The following is a 22,502-nucleotide window of genomic DNA, read 5'->3' on the forward strand; positions in this document are numbered from 1 at the left end:
GTAGGTTTTTTATACCTAGTGATCCTGTGCGGCAATTACCAGCCCACGTGCCACTTAATGACTTTTCTCTTTCACCCCGGCAAATGCAACCACGGTATTACGACCTTTCTTCTTCGCCGCATATAAGGCTTTATCGGCTAATTCGATTAGCTTTTCTGTATCCTCACTGTCGGTTGGATACATAGCGATGCCAATAGAAATACTGATAGGGCCAATGGGTTGAGCCCCGTATTTGATGCGTATCTTGGTTACTGCAAGCCGTATTTGCTCTGCCCGTGCTAAAGCACTTTTTATATCTATACCATGAAGAATGAGCACAAACTCTTCTCCACCATAGCGGGAAGCTAAATCTCCGGTTCGTGTAGCATGTTCTAATAGGGAGCCCACTTCTTTTAATGCCATGTCTCCGGCATCATGGCCAAAAGTATCATTAATTTTTTTAAAGTGATCGAGGTCAAGCATCAAGATGGCAAATGGGCTCTTTTCGCTTTTTGCGCGGAGTTTTTGTTTGAAGAGTCCATCTTCTAGAAAACGGCGGTTAAATAAGCCGGTTAAGGGATCGCGTATGGATTGATGGCGTAGATTATCGCGTAGGCGCACATTGGCCAAGGCCAGGGCGGTGAGCTCAGCAAAGGCGGTGATCAGTAGCTGCTGATCATGGCTCAAGGTGTACGCTTCTTTTGCAATTTCCATATACAGTAGACCATAAATATCGTTTTGTGCCATTAATGGGACGCACATGATGGTATGCATGAGGTCTTCTTCAAAATGAAAGTGGTCGCAAACTAATTCATGATGTGATTTAACAATTTTATGGGGGCGCCCTAGCCGGATTGCCCAGCATTGATCTGGGTTAAAAATAGATTCCTGCGTGGTAGGAGTTCCCCAGCGCCCTACCATTTCTAAGTAGTTTTTTGAGGGATGCATGACATAAAGATAGCCGCTGCAGAATGTCAGTAGTTGTTGCGCATATTTGCCCATAATACTGCTTAATTCTTCTAATGAATTCGTTGCAAGCATAATATCGCTCATATCAATCATTAGAGTAATTTGTTCATTTTTTATTTCTAATTCTTTAATGCTGGCAGTGAGTTTTTTATAAGATTCCTCAAGCTCGATATGTTCGCGTACACGATTGGTAATGTCGCTAATATTGTGGACTAATCCATGGATTTCATTGCGCTCATTGATAATAGGACTGGCACTTAACTCAAAAATATTCTTTTTTCCTTCATGCTCAAATTCAAGAACTGTAATTTCCTTATCGTAATGTAGCGAGTTAAGCCAGGTTAGGGTTAGGTCGCGTTTGTTTTCAGGAACCGTGGTAAAGGCTTGTTCGAAAGTCATGCCTTGAGTTAGCGAGCACTCGAATATTTTTTTAAATTGAGTTTGATACAATTCATTAAAAATTTGTACTTGATGACCCTCATCTAAAGCGGCAATCCCATCGCTGGTGCTTTCGAGAATTTGTTTTAAATAATTACGCACATCACGGTTTTTATGTTCAATAATTTTACGATTAATTAATTCAAAATTTGCCAGCACGAAGGGTACGATTAACAGGATCATACTAAAAAGGCTACCAAAAATGATGAATAATTCACTGGCATAAGCTCCGTGCATTAAGGCATCATTCCTTGCTTTGAGTAAGACTTGTTCTATGGCCTTTATTTCGCCCCCTAAGCTTTTGGCTTGCTCAGAAACTTCATTATTTTCATAAAATGTAGCCAAGCCTGCGGGCGTATTAAATTCATCTTTGTTTCTCAGTTCGGCGATTTGTGCGAGCATGGCAACGCGCTCTTCGGCCAGTTTGCTAAATAGCAGTACTCGCTGTTGTTGGTCTGAATTATCATTGGTAAGGGCTTTAAGATTATTTAAATGCTCATTCAGGATGGGTTTGAAGTTCTTGACGTCTTTTAAAAAATTGCTGTTTTGGGTAATGAGAAAAGCCCTCTGGGTGGATTCCATCGCAGTTAAAGTATATAAAGCACTGTCAACCTGTTCGATTACTTTGTAGGTGTGAAAAACCCAGCGATTGGCTTCTGTTAAGGATTTAAGTTGCCAATAGGACTTACCGCTAATCATCATTAAAATTAATAAGGCGATAATAAATAAGCTATTCAATAGAAATTTATTTAACTTAATGGGTCTTATTTTCCACAGGAAACTTGGTTTTTTTTGTTTGCTCTCTTGCTTATCCATTGCCTGGCTCACAAATTATGTGTACAAACTAAATTATAGCCGTCTTTGCTTAGTTTCTCGAGCATTCTAAGGGGAGCAGACTTGCTATTGCATGAGAAACAAGCCGTTTGCAGAAGGGCCACTAACGTTTTCTAAAATTACCAATAGTATGTAAAATTAACGACAAAATAAGTTATTTTCTCTTAATTTCTTTTGGCGTAGTCATAAAAATAACCCGCTACAGTGGAGCGGCTTAGGCGAAAATAGTATGACCTGGTTGCCTTTCGCCTAGACACATCTCCCCCTGCCTAGGAGATAGAACAGGAGGGCTTGGGCAACGATGTGTAGACGAGTAAGTTGCTTGCAACCAGATTTATATTAAATGGCAATCAATCGTGCCTTCAGAAACATCAGATTGTCGTGGCGATTAAATACCAAATTATTCTAGGGGGAGCTTGCGAAAACTTACCGCCAAGCGATTCCACCCATTAATCGCGATGATGGCCATAGTCAAATCCACTGCCTCATGTTCACCAAAATGAGCGCGCATTTCTTGATACACCTCATCGGGTACATGCGTAGTTGATAATAAAGTCACTGCCTCTGCCCAGGCGAGGGCTGCTCGTTCGCGCTCACTAAAAAAGGGGGCTTCCCGCCATACTGCAACGGTGTTTAAGCGTCGTTGCGACTCACCTGCTTTAAGTGCATCAGCGCAATGCATGTCGACGCAGAAGGTACAGCCATTGATTTGTGAAACACGTAGTTTTACTAGTTCGAGTAATAATTTATCTAAGCTGGAACTATTTACGTATTTTTCCACACTCATCATTGCTTTAAGGGCTTCGGGGGATGTTTTATAAAAGTCGATTCGGGTGTTTGTCATTCTACGCTCCATGTGAGTTTATTAAGAAAGCAATATCACAATTTTGCCAATTTGCTCATTCGATTCCATATATTGATGCGCTTCGACAATTTGTTCTAATTTAAAGGTGCGAGCAATTTTCGGCTTAAAAACCTTATTTTTCAAATGCTCGGAAACATAATGTACGCCTTGGGCGAGTAAGTGCGGAGTACTGGTTAGCTCAAATAAGGTATAGCCACGAATGGAAAAGCCTTTGGCCAAAGCATTGAATAATGGGTAGGGAGTGGGCTCATTAGATAAGGCTCCGTATTCGAATATGGTCCCTTGATTTGCCACCGCTACGGCAAGTTGTTCCAGTCCGGGACCGCCAATGGGGTCGAAAACAATACGCGCTCCTTTGCCTTGAGTAATATCCTGTACACGCGTTGCTAAATCTTCTTTATCGGTGACAATAACATGGTTTGCACCGAGCTCTTTTAATGCGGATTCTTTCTTGGCAGTACGGGTGGTGGCGATGCTAATTGCTCCTTGGGCCTTGGCCGTTTCAATAGCGGCAACACCTACGCTACTGCTGGCGGCGGTAATGAGAACATAGTCTCCCTTGCTCAGCTTGCCATAATGGACCAGAGCGCCATAGGCAGTTAAATATTGCATCCAAATGGAGGTTCCTTCAGCAAAAGACAGCTCATCAGGATATGCGGCCAGGGCGTACGCTGGTACAATGGCGACGTCACCATAAACCCCATATCGGCTCATATTAAAACAGGGAATCGTACTGAATTTTTTACCTATCATTTCCGAATCTACTCCCATACCTACGGCCTCCACAATTCCAGAGGCTTCATAGCCAATTTTCGATGGGAGTTGGGGGTCGGTTAAATAGCGGCCACGACGAAACATCACTTCGGCGCGATTTAAACCGATGGCATGTACTTTGAGACGTACTTCGCCGGGGGCGGGGTGAGGAAGAGGGTGTTCTTCAATTTTCAATACCTCAGCATTTCCCGTTTCATGAAAGCGAACAACTTTAGCCATTTCCGTCATAATTTTTCCTTATTATTTGATAGGCGCTGCTAAACAGTCCCTAGTTCATAGGTTTCTTCATTAAAATGACATAGTGCTTCAGTAATGTGGTGGATAACCTGCGTTCTTATTTCTTTTTCTCTAATAAACAAATGCCCACTATTAAATGACTTAAATTCACAACCTAACAGAGAGTGTGTGCTCCAGCCTTGATGATCTTCCGGACTTACCCACGTGTCCTGCTGCCCGAAAAATACCGTCGTGGCTAACTGCAATGAGGGCTCAGGTGTATAAGTATAGCTCTTTACTATCCGCATATCGCCGACAAAAATAGGTAGTAGTACTTGAATAATACTTTTATTCATCCGTTCATCACTGTAATCAACGATGCCATTTTGTTTAAATACCGTGGCTAAAGTACTTAATTGTTGTTCGTTTAATTGCCCTAAGTGCTCCTGATTTAAATCAAATAAATTCACCTGCATTTGCTTTAAGGTATGCAGCAAATTATCCAGGCTTTTAGAGGGCAGGCGCGGGTCAGGATAGGCTGATGCAAAAAGATGTACCGGTTGAGTGAGCTGCTGGCGACGTAAATAGCGGGTGAGCTCAAAACTAAGAAGCGAGCCGAAGCTATGGCCAAAAAAGGCAAAAGGCAAATCAAAATAAGGTTGTAACTGGGTGGCCAGTAAAGGAATCAATGTCTCAATATCGGTGATAGAAGGCTCTTCCATACGGTTTTCCCGCCCTGGTAACTGGATTGGACAAACCTCAATAAAATCAGGAAATTCTTGCTGCCACTCGCGATACATCGACGCGCCCCCGCCTCCATAAGGGAAGCAAAATAGACGTAGTTTCGCTTCCGGTTTTATTTTGTGACTCATGACCCAGAGGTTATTGTTTTTGCTTGCTGGAAGTCTTGCTGGCGCTTTGATGCCTTTATCCAACATTATTTGCTCGGCGATTTCTTGAATGGAGGGGCCTTGCATGATGAAGGGTAGGGAGTAATTTAGACCTAAGCTCGCTTCGATAACGCGAATTACTGCTAAAGCCATCAATGAATCCATGCCTAAATCATGCAGGGAAAGTTGTACCTTGACATCAGCAATCGGCATGGCAAAAATAATGGCGAATTGTTCGCATAAATACTGGATAAGTTGGGTTTTACCTTCTGCATAGGGTAAGGATGCATCCCATTGAAATTGTGCTTGAATCTGCATCATCTTATCGATGTGCATGGTATCGTTGAGCTGGGTCATGCATAAATCGCTGCATTTCATCAGCACTTGATACTGCTCATCCAATAAATACCAATCACCAATAATGGTTTTCCCCTCGGGGTGTAACTCTTTTAAAACGGTATAAATATACTTGGGCAGCGCATGACGATGCACTTCGATTTGCCCTATCTGCGATGCAATATAAGGCTTCATTAATTGGGGGGGTAAGAGCAAAAAAAGCGTTTGAATGCAGGCATCAATAATTCCAGGATGCATCTGCAGCATAAATTGCTCGCTGCGCTCTCTCGTTTTGGCGGCACGTAACTCACTCAGCAGTTTCAGGTCTTTGGTCCAGAATTGTTTTGTCCAGCGTATGCTGTCGCCAGCAGGCATGCCCATGTTGATAATGCGTTGGTAAAAAGATTCTCCACTGCCGTGGTATTGATGCGGTAAGTCTTGATCTCTGAGGGCTGGCACGGCTGCGTGGGGCTGTAGACTCAGAGTACCCATTGCATGTTTTATCCAATGTTTCTGACTGTCACTACTATAAAAACTAAAGGTTAAGGCTTGGTGATTGCTAATCGCTTCAATAATCAGCTGCACCCATACGGTTTTCCCGGCGAGTACTAAGAGGGGGGATGAGAAACTCATTTCCTGGATGTGCAAGGGTGCTTGCGGAGCCAGTTGCTGGGCGGCATAGGCGAGCATTTCCACATAATAGCCCGCATGTAATACATAAAATGAGTCTTGGATTTCGGGCAGGGCTTGATGATCAAAGATAAATTCAAATTGCTGCGTGGATAACGGCGAGGCGAGCATTTTGCCGCGGAGAGGATAGCTTACTACTGACTTAGGCTTAGCCATCGCACCTAGGCGTGGCCAATATTTTTTATGCTGCCAGGGATATGCCGGTAAGTCGAGGGCTGCATAAGAACGCGGTTGCTCATATTTTTGCCAATCGATGTTTACCTGCTGCACATAGCTGGTTGCTAAGCTGATTAAATCCGAAAATTCGCTGATTTTTACTGCATTACTCTGTTTTTTCGCTTGCAGATTAATAAAGACCCCCTCAATGTTTAGTTGATGGGTTACATTTATAGTGCTAAGTTTTTGCGTTAAATCGGTAATGGAGTTACTAATTATCGCCAGGCGCAGTGGATAGTGACTGCGGCGCACATGTAAGTTATAGCACAGTTGGCTTAAGTGGATACCGGCATTATTTTTTAAGTAGGTTTGCCATAGGCTGATTAAATCATTTAAGGCATTGGTATCCTTCGCAGAAAGGGTAAATAGTTCATTCTGACCGCTGATTTCTGGGGCCGGTACAAATTGCTCACTTAACGACAACTCCTGCAATACGATATGGGCATTGGCACCGCCAAAACCAAAACCGCTCACCCCGGCCACTGCGACCTCTCCATAGCGTGGTAATGGTTGCACTTTTTGCGGAATGGATAAATGGTATTTGGCCAGGGGAATGTGTGGGTTTGCCTGTTGAAAATTGAGGTGTGGTGGGATGACCCCATTTTTTAAAATGAGGGCCGTTTTGATCATACTGATAATCCCTGCTGCCGGCTCTAAATGCCCCACATTGGTTTTCACAGAACTAATCCAGCATGGTTTTTGCTCGGTATGTTGTTTACCGATGACCTCGCCTAAAGCTTGCACCTCAATCGGGTCACCAAGAAAGGTGCCAGTACCATGGCATTCGATATAGGAGATATGCGCGGGATCGATGTGTGCATGGCGATAGGCGTCACGCAGTAATTGTTCTTGCTGTAAGCCGTTAGGCGCGGTAAGGCCATTGGTTTTACCATCCTGATTCACGGCACTGCCGCTAATGACTGCATAGATTTTATCTTTATCCTGTAAGGCGCGAGACAAGGGTTTTAACACAATCGCTCCCGCTCCTTCGCCTTGCACATAGCCATCAGCTTGCGCATCAAAAGTGTGGCATTGGCCGGTAGGGGAGAGCATAGTCGCCTTCGCTAAGACGGCATGAATTGAAGGTAAGAGATTAATATTAACTGCACTTACCACGGCTTGCTCACAGACTTTGGCGTGTAAGTTTAGGCAGGCTAATTGTATGGCAATCAGGGAGGAAGAGCAGGCCGTATCTAATACCATACTCGGCCCATGTAAATCTAAAATGTAGGATAACCGATTAGCTCCCATGCTTATGGCGCTGCCGGTGGGAATGAGTAAGGCATCCATGTCGGAGTCGAGCTGTTGTAAATGACTAAACTGGCTGGCATATAAACTGGAAAAAACGCCGGTATTGGAGCCACTTAAGCGCTCCAGGCTTAAGCCGGCATCTTCCAGCGATTCATAGGCGACTTCCAAAAGCAGGCGTTGTTGGGGATCCATGCGCAAGGCTTCACGGGGGCTAATGCCAAAAAAATAGGCGTCAAAGGCATCAATATCATTTAAATAACCACCCCAATAGGCTAGAGTGGGGTTATGTTGTGCTTTTTCCTGGGTTTCTTTGAGTAATTCCCAACGTTCCTCTGGGATGGGAGTAATCACGTTTTTGCCCTGAGTGAGTAAATCCCAAAACTCCTGAAGATTTTGTGCTTGCGGTAGACGGCAGCTCATGCCAATAATGGCAATTGGCTCAAATAACTTTTCCTGCTGTTCTTGCAGTTTCTTTTTCAGTTTTTTGATCATGAGCAAGGCATTTTTTAAGGTCGTCGTATCAGTCATAAGCTAACTCCAGCTCTTTTAATTCTGCTTCGAGCAGTTCATTCAATTGGTCATAATCCAAGTGCTCCAGATTTAACTCTTCTTGTGCATCTGCCAAAGTCGGGGATGGTGTTGCGGAGGCAGCAATCTGTACCTTGTGCATGATGTATTCACTTAATTGCTGCAGGTTGGGGTAGCGATACAAATCCATTGGTGAGACCACATCCGGGAAATGGGTGCCTAATTGTTCGGTGTAACTAATGCCGGTAATGGAATCCATACCATATTGTTCAAAAGGGGTTTCGGCATCGATTTCATTTATTTCCAGTGCTAAAACCTGGGCTAATAGTTGTAGAACTAAGGAGGCGATTTGTTCGGGAAAGAGGTTCGAAACCACCGCGGCTTGAGGACTTGGGGCATATTCGGCAGCAAAATCAGCGAAAAAGTCCAGTTGTTTCGCGCTTGGATTCACTTGGAAAAACTTTTTCCACTGCAGCTTACATACGGTGACTTCTGCCGGATTGCTGCGTAGCAGCGTATGCAAAAGGCTGATGCCATCTTTAATATTTAAAGAGGCCATGCCCACCGCATCTAAAAAGGCATCATGATTATGACGATGACTCATGCCCTTTTCGGACCAGGCGACCCAGTTAATACTTAAGGCGGGTAAGTGCTGGCTGCGCCGATAGAGCGCCAGACCGCTGAGAAACTCATTGGCTACGGCATAGGCACTAAGTCCGGCCATACCAAAATGCGGTACAGCGGCAATCGATGAAAATAACACAAAGCTGGATATGGGGGCTTGCCTGAATAACTCATGCAAAACGAGAGCGCCCTGCATCTTAACCTTGAGCACCTCATGCCACAAGCTTTCTTTCATTTCGGCTATAGGCACATTATCCGTGGTGATTCCTGCTAAATGAAATACACCATCGATTTGCTGTTGCCAGGTTCTTTCGGTTTCCTGGATCAGCCGGCGCATTTTCTCTTGATCCGCCACATCCACGGCGGCGTATTTAACCTCGATTCCCTTGGCGGTCAATTGCTGCAGTAAATGATTCTTTTCGCTAGTTTGCGTCGATAGTTCGGTGGCTCCAGTCAGCAAAACAAAGCGAGTTCCCTGTGCTACCACATACTCGGCCACTTCATAACCTAGAGCGCCTAAGCCACCGGTAATTAAGGCGGCGACCGGAGGTGTCCATGCGGGTAAGTCTGCGGCCAATGATTCGCGGCTAAAGCGAATGCTGTAGCGTTCTTGTTCGCGGTAGGCAATATGGTTTTGCTGGGCTTGCAGTACTCCAAGTTCCTTAACCAGGTTCTGCGCATTGTGGCGCAGGCTGGCTTTGGCATCCAGGTCTAAGAGCAGCACCTGATAATTGGCTTGTTCGGCGGCAAAAATGCGGGTCATCGACCAGAGTGGATGCTGCCCTATATCGACACAGTCGGCATCATTTACCTGTTGCGCGCTTTGAGAGACTAGGACAAACCTTAATGGGGCTGCCCAAGTATGTTGAATCATCGCTTTAAATAAATAGAATAAGTCCTGCGTTGGCTCGGTTGTGGCACGACTATTTAAATAGATAACTCCTTGTAATTGGTGGGCATATTCTTGATGAATAGCCGCAAATAGACCCAGGTAATCGGTTTTTTGCTCCGGGTTAATGTAATACACTTGTTGGTTGTGTTGGCTGTATTGCTCACCGGCAAAACAATAAATACAGGAGTTACCCCCTAGTTCTTCTTGCAAGAGCAAACCTAATTCTTGATCGCTAAAGATCAACCATTTTCCTACCGGAAGCCTTGGGTTTTGCCTTGCTGCCAGAGGCGTTTTTTGCCAATGGGTGGCATAGAGCCACTCGTGGGTATCCAGTGACGGAGCCGTTGCCATTACGGGTGCTGTCGTGGAAGGGTGATTTTTGGGGGCGACTGTCGTAATCTCAGCGGTGGGGATCCAGCAACGACGCTTGGTAAAGGGATAGGTTGGCAAAGAAACGATTCGTCGAGACTCTGAGGCATGCAGCTGTTGCCAATCGATTTTAACCCCAGCCACCCAATGGTGGGCTAATTCTGCCTGGCGAGCCTCTTGCATTAGCGTCGCCAATTCGGCAGGTGGCAGGCTATTAGTTGCTTGCAGATTGACCCACATATTCGTCGCAGTTTGTGGATAATGAGTGAGGGTCGCGAGTAACTCGGCTTTGTTGGCGGCAACAATCGCAAGCCGTGCGCTCATCGCTTCACGACCTACCTGTAAGGTGTAACAGGCATTCTGTAGCCATATCGCTGCATCCGTATGGGGATTATTTTGCAAATACTCTCGCATTTGCTGTACCCGGGCACGGAGTCGATCTTCATTCAAGGCCGAGAGTACGAAGAGGTAAGGGCCGGTGCTGGTTGGCGTTGGCTGGTTTGGCGGCTGATATTCTTCAACAATCATATGCACATTGGCACCCCCTGCACCAAAGGAGCTGAGTCCGGCACGGCGAGCCATATTATTCTCTGGTTTCCATTCTTGGAGCTCACGTTGGACGTAGAAAGGTGAGTTTTGGAAATCGATAAAAGGATTTAATTGCTCGGCATGCAGGCTGGGGGCCAATTGTTGATGGCGCATTTGCAGTAAGACTTTTGCTAATTGGGAAATTCCCGCTGCAGATTCCAAGTGGCCAATATTCGATTTAACTGAGCCAATGGCGCAATATTGCGTATCTTGGCTATAGCTTTCAAAAGCTTCTTGTAAGCCGCGAATCTCTATAGGGTCGCCTAGGGAGGTGCCGGTTCCATGCGCTTCAATGTAGGAAATGGTACGTGGATTAATATTGGCGGTTTTTAGGGCTTGCAGAATCACCGCAGCCTGGGCATTGGGATTGGGTACCGTATAGCCACTGGTTTTGCCACCATGGTTCATGCTACTGCCTTTAATGACCCCATAAATCGTATCATTGTCCGCCAAGGCGGCATCTAAGGGTTTAAGTAAGACGGAGCCTACACCTTCTGCTGGTACATAGCCGGTTCCGCCTTCGGCAAAGCTGGTGCAGCGCCCCTGCTCGGACATAAAATTAAAGCTGCCTAAGAAATGATATTTGCTGGGGTGTAAGGATAGATTGACCCCCCCGGCAATGGCCATTGCGCATTCACCGCGCACGATGCTTTCACAGGCTAAATGAATGGCGGCAAGGGATGAGGAACACGCCGTATCCACCACAAAACTTGGGCCATTGATGTCCAGGAAGTAGGAAATACGATTGGCTATCGAAAAAGATTGAATATCTAAAGGAACCCGATTGCCCTTCTGCCATTCTTCCGCAATAAATAAGGGGTAGAAATTATAGGTCACTCCGGCAAAGACCCCCACCGCATTATTGGTGCTGTACTTTAATTTTTCGCGGGTATAACCGGCATCCTCTAAGGTGGACCATACCGACTGCATAAATAAACGCTCTTGCGGATCCATTAACCCGGCATCACGCGGAGAAATATTAAAGAATAAGGGGTCAAATTTATCCACATCGGGGATGAACCCGCCATGGGGGAGGTAGTGCTCTTTACCGCCAATCACGAGGGGATATTGTTTATAGTCCCAACGCTCGCTAGGCACCTGGCCCACGCAATCGCGTCCGGAACTTAAATTTTGCCAAAACTCATCCATGGTGCTGGCCATGGGAAAGGTGCCGCTTAAGCCAATGATGGCAATGTCGCGAGAGCTGTTTGTGACCGAGCCTCTTATCTCTGCGACAATGGGGACCGCTGGAGTTTCTGAATTAACCGCTAAGCTTGCATTAGCTCCCAAAGCGAGTAATCGTTCGTGGTGTTTCTTGAGTAAATAAGTCGCCAAATCTTTAAGTCGATTGCGCTCATACAGCAGCGTTTTTGGCAGGTTGCCAAAGTCTTTTTCCAAGCGGTTGGTAATTTCCAAACCAATGAGGGAGTCAACCCCATAAACTTCATAGGTTTCATTGGCATCGAGAAGCTCGGGGGTGGTACGTAGTTTTTCGGCAAATAGGTGTTTTAAGTAGTTCAGTGCCCAACTATGCACATCGCTGGCGGCTGAATTAGTCACCGTCAAGGGTGGGGTGGTGGTGGTCGCTGGTGTCGGCTGCAATTCCAAATCATACCAATAGCGTTGTTTCACAAAAGAATATGCGGGTAAGGAGGCAATACGTTGTTTGGGCTCCCGGGCATAGAGAATGGGCCAATCAATGGGGTAATGTTTCGTATATAAGTCCGCTAGAATAAATAACTTATGACGATACTGACTTGCGTCGTTTACTGGGTGCAAGGCATTGAGGGTCGCTTGATAAATTTCATGTAAAACCGGACCTTGCATGGAGTAGGTTTGCCCTTCATTTAATAGACAGAACTCAGGAATTTCTGCATTGCTTAAGCTGTTTAGCGCGGCTAATAACTCTTCAACGGAAGCCACTACTAAGGCGCAGCGATGCAAGAAATGCGCACGCCCCTGATTGAGGGTAAAACTTAATGAACTTAAAGATACGGGGTTTTGCTGTTGTTCCAGCCACTGTTTTAAGGCTTTGATCTGTTGTTGCAAGCTGGATGCCTGTTTCGCTGAGAGGGTTAGCAAGTAATAAGGTTTCGCTTGTTGTAATTCTCTAGGGGGCTGATGAGGACGCCCTTCTTCTAACACCACATGGGCATTCGTGCCGCCAAAACCAAAAGAGCTAATTCCTGCGCGCAGCGGTATTTCCTGACCGGTTGCATCTTGACTGCGTGTCCAGCGTTGAGTCTCTTGGGCAATGTAGAAAGGGCTATCTGCCAAATTAATAAAGGGATTTAACTCCTGCAAGTGCAAGAGGCCTGGCAATTGTTCATGGGTCATCGCCAGAATTAATTTCAGCAAACCGGCGATGCCGGAAGCGGGCTCTAAATGACCAATGTTCGTTTTCACCGAGCCAAGACCAATGCTGCATGGTTTAGCTTGAGGCCCTAACAGGCTGGCGAATGCCAGTTTTAGTCCTTCGATCTCTGCCGGATCGCCTAAGGCGGTACCGGTACCGTGGGTTTCAATATAGCTGATGGTTTCCGGGCTAATATTGGCCTGGGTGTAGGCATTGATCAGTAATTCACTTTGCGCTTTAGCATTGGGCGCGGTCAGCGATTGGGCTTTGCCGCCATGATTTACTGCTGAGGCTTTGATTATCGCATAAATATGATCTCCCTCTTGTTGGGCTTGCGCTAAGGGTTTGAGTAAAATGCTACCCACCCCTTCGCCTTTGACATAACCATTGGCTGATTTATCAAAGGTTTTGCAGCGACCATCAGCAGAAAGTGCTCCTAACTGGCTGGTTACCACCAGGGTATCGGGATTGAGCATTAAACTCACTCCCCCGGCTATGGCGAGCTCGCATTCGCCATAGCGGATTGCTTGCACGGCACGGTGAATGGCGACGAGGGAGCTCGAACAGGCTGTATCCACCGCCTCACTAGGGCCCTGGAAATTAAAGAAGTAGGAAACTCTATTAGCCAACATGCTGTGGGAGTTGCCAGTGGCAATAAAACCGTGGAACTCTTTTTGTTGTTTGGCAATGAGGGTTTGATACTCGCTAAATTCAACCCCAGCAAAAACCCCCACTTTCGCTGTACCCAGTTCTAGTGGATTGTAGCCTGCGTCTTCAATGCTTTTCCACACGCTTTCCAAAAAGAGGCGATGTTGTGGGTCCATCAGGTTGGCTTCACGCGCGGAAAGATTAAAGAAGCTGGCATCAAATTGCTCCATATCCTGGATAAATCCCCCCCATTTGGAATTACTTTTATGTGGATGCTGGGTGCTATCTCCATAATAAGTACGCCAGTCCCAACGCTCCTGTGGCACTTCCGTAATTAGGTCGTGGCCTGCGAGTAGGTGTTGCCAAAAGCTGGTTAAATCGGCAGATTGGGGGAAGATGCCATGGATACCAATAATGGCAATATCATGGTTGGCTTCAGGCTGAAAGGGGGGCACTTTAGGTGTATAAGTCTTAGTGAGCGAGGGGGAGATAACCTGTGCGTGCGCTTGCGTAACCGGTTCGGGAAATTGTGCCCTAAGGTATTGGCTAATCTCCAGGATACTACTGTGGGTGTAAAAGATAGCAGGGGTAAATTCTGCTTTATAGTGCTTGGAAATGCGTTTGGCTAATTCAATAAAGTGCACTGAATCCATGCCATAGTCTCCCAGGCTTTTTTCAACTACTAAGCGTTGAGGGGCAATGTTTAGTAGCTGTGATACTTGGCGTATTAAAAAGGCGCGCACTTTCTCATTGAAGCTTTCTGCATAAAGGCTGGTCGGCGCCTCTATCTCTTGTACAGTTAATTGCTCCGTATCGCTATACCAATAACGTTCCTTGGCAAAGGGATAAGTAGGCAAGGCGATTTTTTGCAACGTTTCCTGTGCATGCACCTGCTGCCAATCGAGAGTGTAGCCGTCAACATAAAATTTAGCTAAGGCTACTAGGTTGTCTTGATATTGTTGGCCTGAGGCCAATTGCTGCAACAGTAAGGGGATTATGGTATGGCTGATTACTTTCGGTTCGGTTTTCACGTTCCCTTGCAGCTGCATCAATAGATGCGCTGGTAGCGTTGGTGCATCCAGCTGTTGCAACAATTGGATGGCTTCGTCAATGGTACTTGCGACTAACGCGCAGCGGTAATCAAAATGGCTCCTACCGGCATTTAAGGTATAGCTAATCTGTTGCAGATTGGCTGTAGGATGTTGTGTTAACCAGTGTCTGAGATCGTGGGCTCGCTGTTTTAAGGCCATTTCAGTTTTTGCTGATAGGGTCAACAAATAGTGGGATTTTGCTGGAGCGACTGATTTTGCTTGGTGGGGCGCCTCAGCAAGAATCACATGGGCATTGGCACCCCCGGCACCAAAAGAGCTAATCCCGGCGATACGTATTCCGTTTGGCGGACGGGGCCATTCGCTTAGGCTTTGCTGGACGGTAAATGGGGTATTCGACCAGTCAATATTACTATTCAAATTGGTCGACAAAATAGATGGCACTAGGCGCTGATGATGTAATTGCAGTACCACCTTTGCTATGGCGGCAATACCCGCAGCGGCTTCGCAGTGGCCGATGTTTGCTTTTACTGAGCCAAGAGCGTACTGGGAGTACTCATCTTGTTTAAAGACTTTATTTAAGCCGGCAATTTCAATGGGATCGCCCAAAGTGGTTCCCGTCCCATGTGCTTCCACATAGCTCACCATAGTGGGAGAAAGATTAGCTTTCTGATAGGTGGCGGCAATTAACTCTGCCTGGGCATTGGGATTAGGCACGGTATAGCCATTGGTCTTGCCACCATGATTGAGTTGGCTGCCTTTAATTACTGCATAAATGTTATCACCGTCTTGTAGAGCCAGGGATAATGGTTTTAATAAAACAGCACCCACCGCTTCGCCTGGAACATAACCATCACCACCTTCACCAAAGCTGCGGCAATGCCCATCGCTGGCTAAAAATTTGCCGTGGCTTAATAATAAATATTTGTTGGGATGTAAGGAAAGGTTGACTCCGCCAGCCAGCGCTAACTGGCACTCGCCTTCCCGTAGACTTTGGCAGGCTAAATGAATGGCGGTGAGTGATGAGGAGCACATCGTATCTAGGGCGATGCTGGGACCATGAAAGTCAAAGAAATAGGAGACGCGATTGGCAATGGAGGCGAATACCGAATTGGTTGGCGCAAAGTGCTGGCTGTCCTGGTATTCACTGGCAAATAATTGATATTCACCATACATGACCCCCACATAGACACCCACTTTGCCACCAGCCAATTGTTCGCGCGCATAGCCGGCATCTTCAATGGTTTGCCATGCCGTTTCTAAAAACAGCCGCTCTTGTGGGTCCATCAGTGCGGCTTCGCGTGGGGAAATATTAAAGAATAAGGGGTCGAACTTATCGACATCCTGTAAAAAACCACCCCACTTACTGTAGGTTTTACCTAACGCGTCTTTCTCGGCAGCAAAATAATGCAATAGATCCCAACGCTCACTCGGGATTTCCGTAATACAATCCTTGCCGGCTTGTAAATTGTCCCAAAATTCGGCTAGGTTCTGTGCTTGCGGAAAACGGCCGCTAATGCCGATGATGGCAATATCATCTTTGGTAACCGAATTGGCTGTTTTTTGGTTGCGTGGGAGTTGCAGGCGTTTGGTGGGGATGGTGAGCGAAGAGCTTGGGGTTTTTCCTTGCGGTATGGGGCTACTTGTACTAAAGCGCAGCGCTAATTGCGGTGCATGATATTTAACAAAATAATCGGTTAAGGTGGCTAAGTTTTGGTATTCAAAGAATAAAGTTTTCGGCAGGCCACTAAATTCCTGCTCTAAACGCTGATTCAATTGAATAATCATTAATGAATCAATCCCATAATGCTCAAATGCCTGCTCTTTATCTAATTGTGCGGGCGCTAATTTTACGCTTTCAGCGATTAATGCTTTTAACCAGCCTTCGGTTTGCGCATGCAGCCCAGGGCTCGCATTGGCGGTGGATGGTGCTGTCGTTTTGGCTACGCGGGCATGACGTTCTAGGGCCTGTCTTAATTGGCCTTGATACCCGGGTAATACGATGCATTGGGTCTGCGCATGCTCTAAGGCATGCATCAGGGCAGTTAAACCTTGCGTCTTGCTCAGGCTGACGATGCCTAAGTTGCGTTCTAGCTCTTGTCGGTATTCGGGGGCGAGGGCCATCCCGCCATCCTCCCAAAAGGGCCAATTGATACTCAGCGTAAGTCCAGAACAATGGCCCTGACTGCGTTGTTGTTCGCGTTCTTGGGCAAATGCATCAAGAAAGCAATTCGCATAGGCATAGTCACTTTGCCCCGCATTACCAAAGATGGCGGCGACAGAAGAAAATACGACAAAAAAGTCTAGCGCCTCTTTGCTGCTTGCCGCATGCAAATAGCAGGCTCCTTGGACTTTCGGTGCTAAAACGGCGGCGATTGCTTCCATCGTTTTATGGCCAATAAAACCATCCTGAGTGATGCCTGCGGCATGAATAATGCCATTGATGACACCAAAATGTTGTTTGGTTTGGCGAATCAGTGCTTGGGCCTCATCGGAGCGTGAGACATCTGCTTGCACATAGAGGACCGCGGCACCTTGTTGTTCTAAGTCGGCAATTTGTTTTAATTGGGTTTCGCTCAGAGACGAGCGTCCACTTACCACCAGTTTTGCTTGATGGTGAAGCGCTAAATGTTGCGCCACTAAATAACCCAGCCCCCCCAGGCCGCCAGTGATTAAATAAACCCCAGCTTGTTTTAGGGTTGTTGTTGCGGTTGCCGTACTGGGTGCTGGCAGTGGCACATAGCTATTGGTATAACGGCGATTTTGTTGATCATAGCGCACGTGCATTGCCTCTTGTTCCAGCTCTTGGGTAAGCAGCTGTAAATCATGCATTTCCAGAATACGGCAAGTAATTAGGGGCTGTTCCCGGTGCAGGCTTTTGGCTAACCCGGCTAAGGCGCGGGCAAAAATAGAGCCTTCCTTGCTGATGCATAGAATGTGCACCTGATGTTCGGGTTTTAATTTGATTACTGCTGCAATTAAAGAGTTCAGCAAGTAATAGGTCTGTGCTAAATGCTTTTGGATCATCATGGCGATGGGTAAGTTCGCCTCATCATGTTCTTCCAGGGCCAATAAAATGTATTCAGGAATGGATTCGCTTCGCCCTTTAATATTAGGCAGATGATAATTTTCAATAAGTTGGCTGCTGGTTTGCGTTTGCGTAAATTGTGCTTGAATGGTTTTTATGGTGGCGGGATTACTGCCTAAAATAAGGAGGGACGTCGCGGTGGTAGTTGCCGTATCTCTTAATGGAGCTTCCTGCCAGAGTGGTTGATAATAACCTAAGCTCGCTGCGGGATGTGGCGTATCCAGAGCGCAGAGCGTAAAGCCGCTAATGGCCAATAATAAAGCCCCATCATGATCCGTGACTTGCAAATCAAAGTTAGGGAATTGTTCTTCGTATGTCTCCGTGCATCGCTGCGCATAGACATAACAGGTTTCGGGTAAATGGGCATAAATATCCATTTGCTCCAGAGCAAAAGGCAGATATAAGGCCTGGCGATTTTTCAGTAAGGCCTGAGTGCAGTGGAAGATGCCATCGAAGAGGCTGGGGTATAAGCCCAATGCGGCTGTTTTGGCATTGGGCAGCGCTAGTTTAGCGAGTAATTGCGTCTCATCGTAATCGAGTGATTGAATTACTTGGAACTCAGGGCCGTATACTAAGCCGGATTGTTTAAAATAGCTGTAAATTTCTTCGGTACTTTGTTGTTTAGGTAAAGTAAGTAGCAGCTGTTGCAGGTCAAAAGTTGCCAGCGGGGCTCGCGGTTTTTCTGCCTGATAGTGCAGGTGACCGCTGACGTATTCTTGAGTTTTTTGTGGATTACTCAACGCAAAGGAAATGCCCTCTATTTCTGGAGTTAAATGAATTTGCAGTGATTGCGCCAGATCGGTGGCTTTAATGGGTTTTTTCCAGAAAATTTGTCTTAAACTGGTCACTATACCCTGATTAACTAAGAGCAGGTCGGCGGCAACACGCGCCATTTCCAAACAGACTACCCCGGGTAAAACCGACTCATTATGCACTTGATGCTCACTGAGATAAAACTCTTTACCGGTAAATTGCTTGCTAAATGCCGGCGCATTTAGGGTGGAAATATTTTCATCAATGAGTGGATGTATGCCTGGCCGCGTTTTGCTTTTTTGCTCCAGCCAATAGCTTTCCTGCGCAAAGGGGTAGCTAGGCAGGGAAATTCGTTGTTGATAGTTGCCATAAAATTGTTGCCAATCAATAGACTTGCCTTGCAGGTAGGTATCACGTAACGCGACTAAGGCTTCTGGGTGGGGGGCTACTGATAAATTATGCGTCGCATCGGTGTCGGAGAGAATAAATTGCAGCAACTCGGTGAGCTCCCCAACATGCTCCACAATAACGGCAAAACGCTTGTCGAAATGTTGTCTGCCGGCATTTAAGGTATAGCTTAATGCGGCCATGCAAGGTAAATCAGATTGGCGTTGTAGCCAGTTAAGTAAATCGGCCATGCGTTGGTGTAGGGCAACGCTGGTCATGGCCGATAAGGTAATCAAATACGGTGCTGCAGGCATGGCTGCCGTACTATTTTTTCGGGATGGACTTTCTTCCAAAATCACATGCGCATTGGTGCCGCCAAAGCCAAAGGAGCTCACTCCAGCGCGTCTTGGGCTTTGCTCTGGTCTTTTCGGCCAGGGCATCGGTTGCTCGAGAAGGTAAAAAGGGCTGTCTTTAATGTCAATGTAAGGGTTTAATTCCTGCAAATGCAGGTTCGCAGGCACCTCTTCGTGATGCATGGACAGTAAAACTTTAATGACGCCAGTGACTCCAGCAGCCGATTCCAAATGACCAATATGGGTTTTTACCGAACCCAAACCACAATAGCCAGGGGGGAGTTCCGCAAGGTTCTGCTCTTTGGCCAGCTGCTGGAAGGCCTTTTTTAAGCCATTGATTTCAATCGGATCGCCTAATGGTGTTCCGGTGCCATGGGTTTCGATGTAATTGATGGTGTTAACCGGAACTTGCGCACGTTGGCAGGCGGCTACAATGACCTCTGCTTGGGCATTGGGGTTGGGGGCGGTTAAACTGTTGGCCTGGCCGCCGTGATTAATGGCGGTTCCTTTGATTACCCCATAAATATGGTCACCATCCTCAAGAGCTGTGGTGAGTTTTTTTAATAAAATAGCACCTACGCCTTCGCCACGTACATAGCCATTCGCTTGTTTGTCGAAGGTTTTGCATCGCCCATCCTCACTGAGCATGCCTGCCTTATGCGCAGAAATAAAGGAGGTTGGGGTCAGGAGGGTATTAACCCCGCCGGCAATGGCTAACTCGCAATCGCCTTGCAAAATGGCATTAACCGCTTGATGAATTGCGACTAAGGAACTGGAGCAGGCTGTATCAATCGCTTCACTGGGGCCGCGTAGATTTAAACAGTAAGAGATGCGATTAGCTATCATGCTGTTCATGGTTCCGGTAGTCAGATAGGCATCCATGACTTCATTTTGCTGCAATAATTCCGCGTAATCATGATTGAAGACCCCGACAAATAAGCCGGTTTTTATGGCGGCAATCACGTTGCTGGTATAGCCTGCGTCTTCAATAGTTTTCCATACCGTTTGTAAAAACAGTCGTTGTTGTGGGTCAATTAATTCGGCTTCACGTGGTGAAATGTTAAAGAAGCTGGCATCAAACTGATCCACGCTTTCCATAAAACCACCCCATTGCACGGTGAGATTACGCCAATCCCAGCGTGAGGCCGGAACCTCGCTGATGCAATCTTTAGCCTGGGATAAGTTCTCCCATAAGGTATCTACATCGGCCGCTTTGGGGAAGCTGCCGCTCATGCCAATAATGGCAATGTCGCTGCAGGCATCAGAGTGTGGGGGGGGGGTAGAGGGCTTCGTTACTTCTGTTTGATTTGCTAAAACCTCGTTATAAAACGCGGCCAATGTAGCGTATTCATAAAGGGTTGCGGGCGATAGGTTTAATTGATAGTGTTCATTAAGCAGCGAGATTAGCTTGATAATATTAATGGAATCAAAAGCATAACGGCTTAGAGGTTTATACAAATCGATTTGACTTAACTCAAGCTGTAATATCTTGGCAACTAAGGCGCTAAAGTGTGCTTTTAAGGAGTCGTCATGCGCCGCAACAGTGGCTTGTGGACGATTATCTCCATGCAGTCTCGTTAAGGTTTGGGCTTCATAGGCTTGCTGGCATTTTTTCCGTTGTAATTTACCACTCCCGGTTCGCGGTATCGCACCTTTAGGCGTTAAGATAACCTCATGAACATCGACTCCGTGCTGGCGCATCAGGCCATGATGGATGGCATCTTGAATGCTTTGCCATAATGCGGGATCACCATCGGGATCTAATTCCTGTACCACGATAATTTTTTCTTGCCCGCCAATATCGGTGGAAAAGACGATTTGCGGTACATTCAACTGAAATTGTTTGAGAGTTTCGGCGATGGTGATTTCAAAGTCTAAGGGATAATATTTTTTCCCGTAAATCACCATCACTTCTTTTAATCTACCGGTCAGATACAATTCATTGGCGCTAATAAAGCCTAAATCACCCGTTTTAAAATAATGGCGTTGGTCTCCAGGAACTTGTGCCTTAAATACGGCATGGTTTTCCTCGGGGCGGCGCCAGTAGCCAGAGACTACCGATTTTCCAGATAACCAGATTTCGCCTATGTCACCTGCTGCAACTGGAAATCCACTTTCAGGATCTACAGCGATGGCATGTAAGCCTGCTAATAATTTACCACTACTTACGCGTTGTTGTTGTCCAGTCGTGGGGATCTGTTCGTAGGTAGTCGCGATCGCTCCGGTCACTTCGGACATACCGTAGGCCGATGCGAACTGGGTTAAGGCAAAGCCACAGATTTGGAATTTACTAGCGAAGGCACTGAGCGTTTTTTGCTGGACAATTTCCCCGCCATTGACCGCGACTTTCCATGGTTTTAAATCGAGTTCAGCAAGCTCCGCCTCATTAATATCCCGGACGCATAAATCATAACCAAAATTAGGCCCGCCACCATGAGAGGCACGGTATTTGCTGATGGCTTTAAGCCAAAGAACCGGTTTTTGAATAAAGACAGCGGGTGCCATGATAATTGCGGGACTGCCATGATATAAGGGCACCAGTAGGCCACAAACTAAGCCATAGACATGGGTATGGGGGGCCCAATTGAGGGTGACACTCTTATTATTGTAGTGCCAGGCTTTGATGGTTTGGCTTAAGCTATGTTTTAAATTACCATGGGTAACAATTGCTGCTTTGGGCGCTGAAGTGGAGCCGGAAGTATATTGGAGATAGGCAATGCTATCGTCAGTAAGGGGGGGCGTTTGATAATTGCTGCTGGTGTTTAGGTTGATGATATCGCTAGTTAGGACAAGGACTTCTTTGTTTACCACCGCTTCCAGAGCTTGACTATAGATTTCGGTGGTCAAGACGGTGGTGGCTTCGGCATCCTCGGCAATGCAATGGAACAAGGCCAGATGCTTGTCCAAGTCATCTACTTTATTAGGACAGGGAATGGGAACCGCTATGGCTCCCGCATACCAACAGCCCATCAGGCCGATAGTAAATTCGATGCCGCTGGGGAAGAAGAGAATCACCCGGCAGCTGCGCCTATTTTGGGCCTGTAAATAGGCGGCAATTGCTCTGGCGCGTCGGTCTAGCTCGCCGTAGGAGAGCCATGGAGTTTCATATTCGCCATCTTCTAAATAAAGAAGCGCATTATGGGCAGGAGATTTTTGTGCTCGGTTTTGGAGCATAGCAACAATATTGTGCATAGACAATTTCCATTTGCAAAAACGATCCCTTTTGATAGCGTCATGCTATCAATACTGTGAAATAAAGTCATCCTTGAATCCAGGATTTTTTTTTTGTTATTATTTAATAGAGACTTATCGGGCTCAGGGGTTGTTTGCGCATCTTTTTACGATTGCGAAAAGGTATAATATGCGCTTTTTCAGATAAGAATTTCGATAATAAAGACATGCACCCATT

At 46.4% G+C, this 22,502-nt stretch carries 5 protein-coding genes; all 5 read right to left on the reverse strand.

Annotated elements, in window-relative coordinates; translation table 11 throughout:
* Positions 1 to 54: 54 nt before the first annotated feature.
* Positions 55 to 2,202: a sensor domain-containing diguanylate cyclase gene (locus ACD661_RS09135; RefSeq protein ID WP_400187555.1), complete on the reverse strand. Its 2,148-nt coding sequence runs from the start codon at positions 2,200 to 2,202 to the stop codon at positions 55 to 57.
* Positions 2,203 to 2,620: 418 nt separating this feature from the next.
* The gene (locus ACD661_RS09140; RefSeq protein WP_400187556.1) at positions 2,621 to 3,064 is read right to left on the reverse strand and encodes a carboxymuconolactone decarboxylase family protein; all 444 of its coding nucleotides are present in this window, start codon (positions 3,062 to 3,064) and stop codon (positions 2,621 to 2,623) included.
* Positions 3,065 to 3,085: 21 nt separating this feature from the next.
* Entirely contained in the window at positions 3,086 to 4,087 is a 1,002-nt protein-coding gene (locus ACD661_RS09145; protein WP_400187557.1) for a zinc-dependent alcohol dehydrogenase family protein, read from the reverse strand.
* A 29-nt stretch (positions 4,088 to 4,116) separates the two neighbouring features.
* Positions 4,117 to 7,986, reverse strand: a complete 3,870-nt coding sequence (locus tag ACD661_RS09150) for a beta-ketoacyl synthase N-terminal-like domain-containing protein (protein WP_400187558.1) — start codon at positions 7,984 to 7,986, stop codon at positions 4,117 to 4,119.
* Positions 7,979 to 22,285 (reverse strand): SDR family NAD(P)-dependent oxidoreductase, encoded by a 14,307-nt coding sequence (locus tag ACD661_RS09155; RefSeq protein ID WP_400187559.1) that lies wholly within the window; start codon positions 22,283 to 22,285, stop codon positions 7,979 to 7,981. The genes ACD661_RS09150 and ACD661_RS09155 overlap by 8 nt, the downstream gene beginning before the upstream one ends.
* Positions 22,286 to 22,502 lie beyond the last annotated feature (217 nt).

The sequence above is a fragment of the Legionella lytica genome (genome assembly GCF_044626755.1).
Taxonomy (GTDB): Bacteria; Pseudomonadota; Gammaproteobacteria; order Legionellales; family Legionellaceae; genus Legionella; species Legionella lytica_A.

What these genes read in the sequence shown, in the direction of transcription:
- ACD661_RS09135 (WP_400187555.1), bottom strand. Translation starts at nt 2,202, where the DNA reads ATGGATAAGCAAGAGAGCAAACAAAAAAAACCAAGTTTCCTGTGGAAA.
- ACD661_RS09140 (WP_400187556.1), bottom strand. Translation starts at nt 3,064, where the DNA reads ATGACAAACACCCGAATCGACTTTTATAAAACATCCCCCGAAGCCCTT.
- ACD661_RS09145 (WP_400187557.1), bottom strand. Translation starts at nt 4,087, where the DNA reads ATGACGGAAATGGCTAAAGTTGTTCGCTTTCATGAAACGGGAAATGCT.
- ACD661_RS09150 (WP_400187558.1), bottom strand. Translation starts at nt 7,986, where the DNA reads ATGACTGATACGACGACCTTAAAAAATGCCTTGCTCATGATCAAAAAA.
- ACD661_RS09155 (WP_400187559.1), bottom strand. Translation starts at nt 22,285, where the DNA reads ATGCACAATATTGTTGCTATGCTCCAAAACCGAGCACAAAAATCTCCT.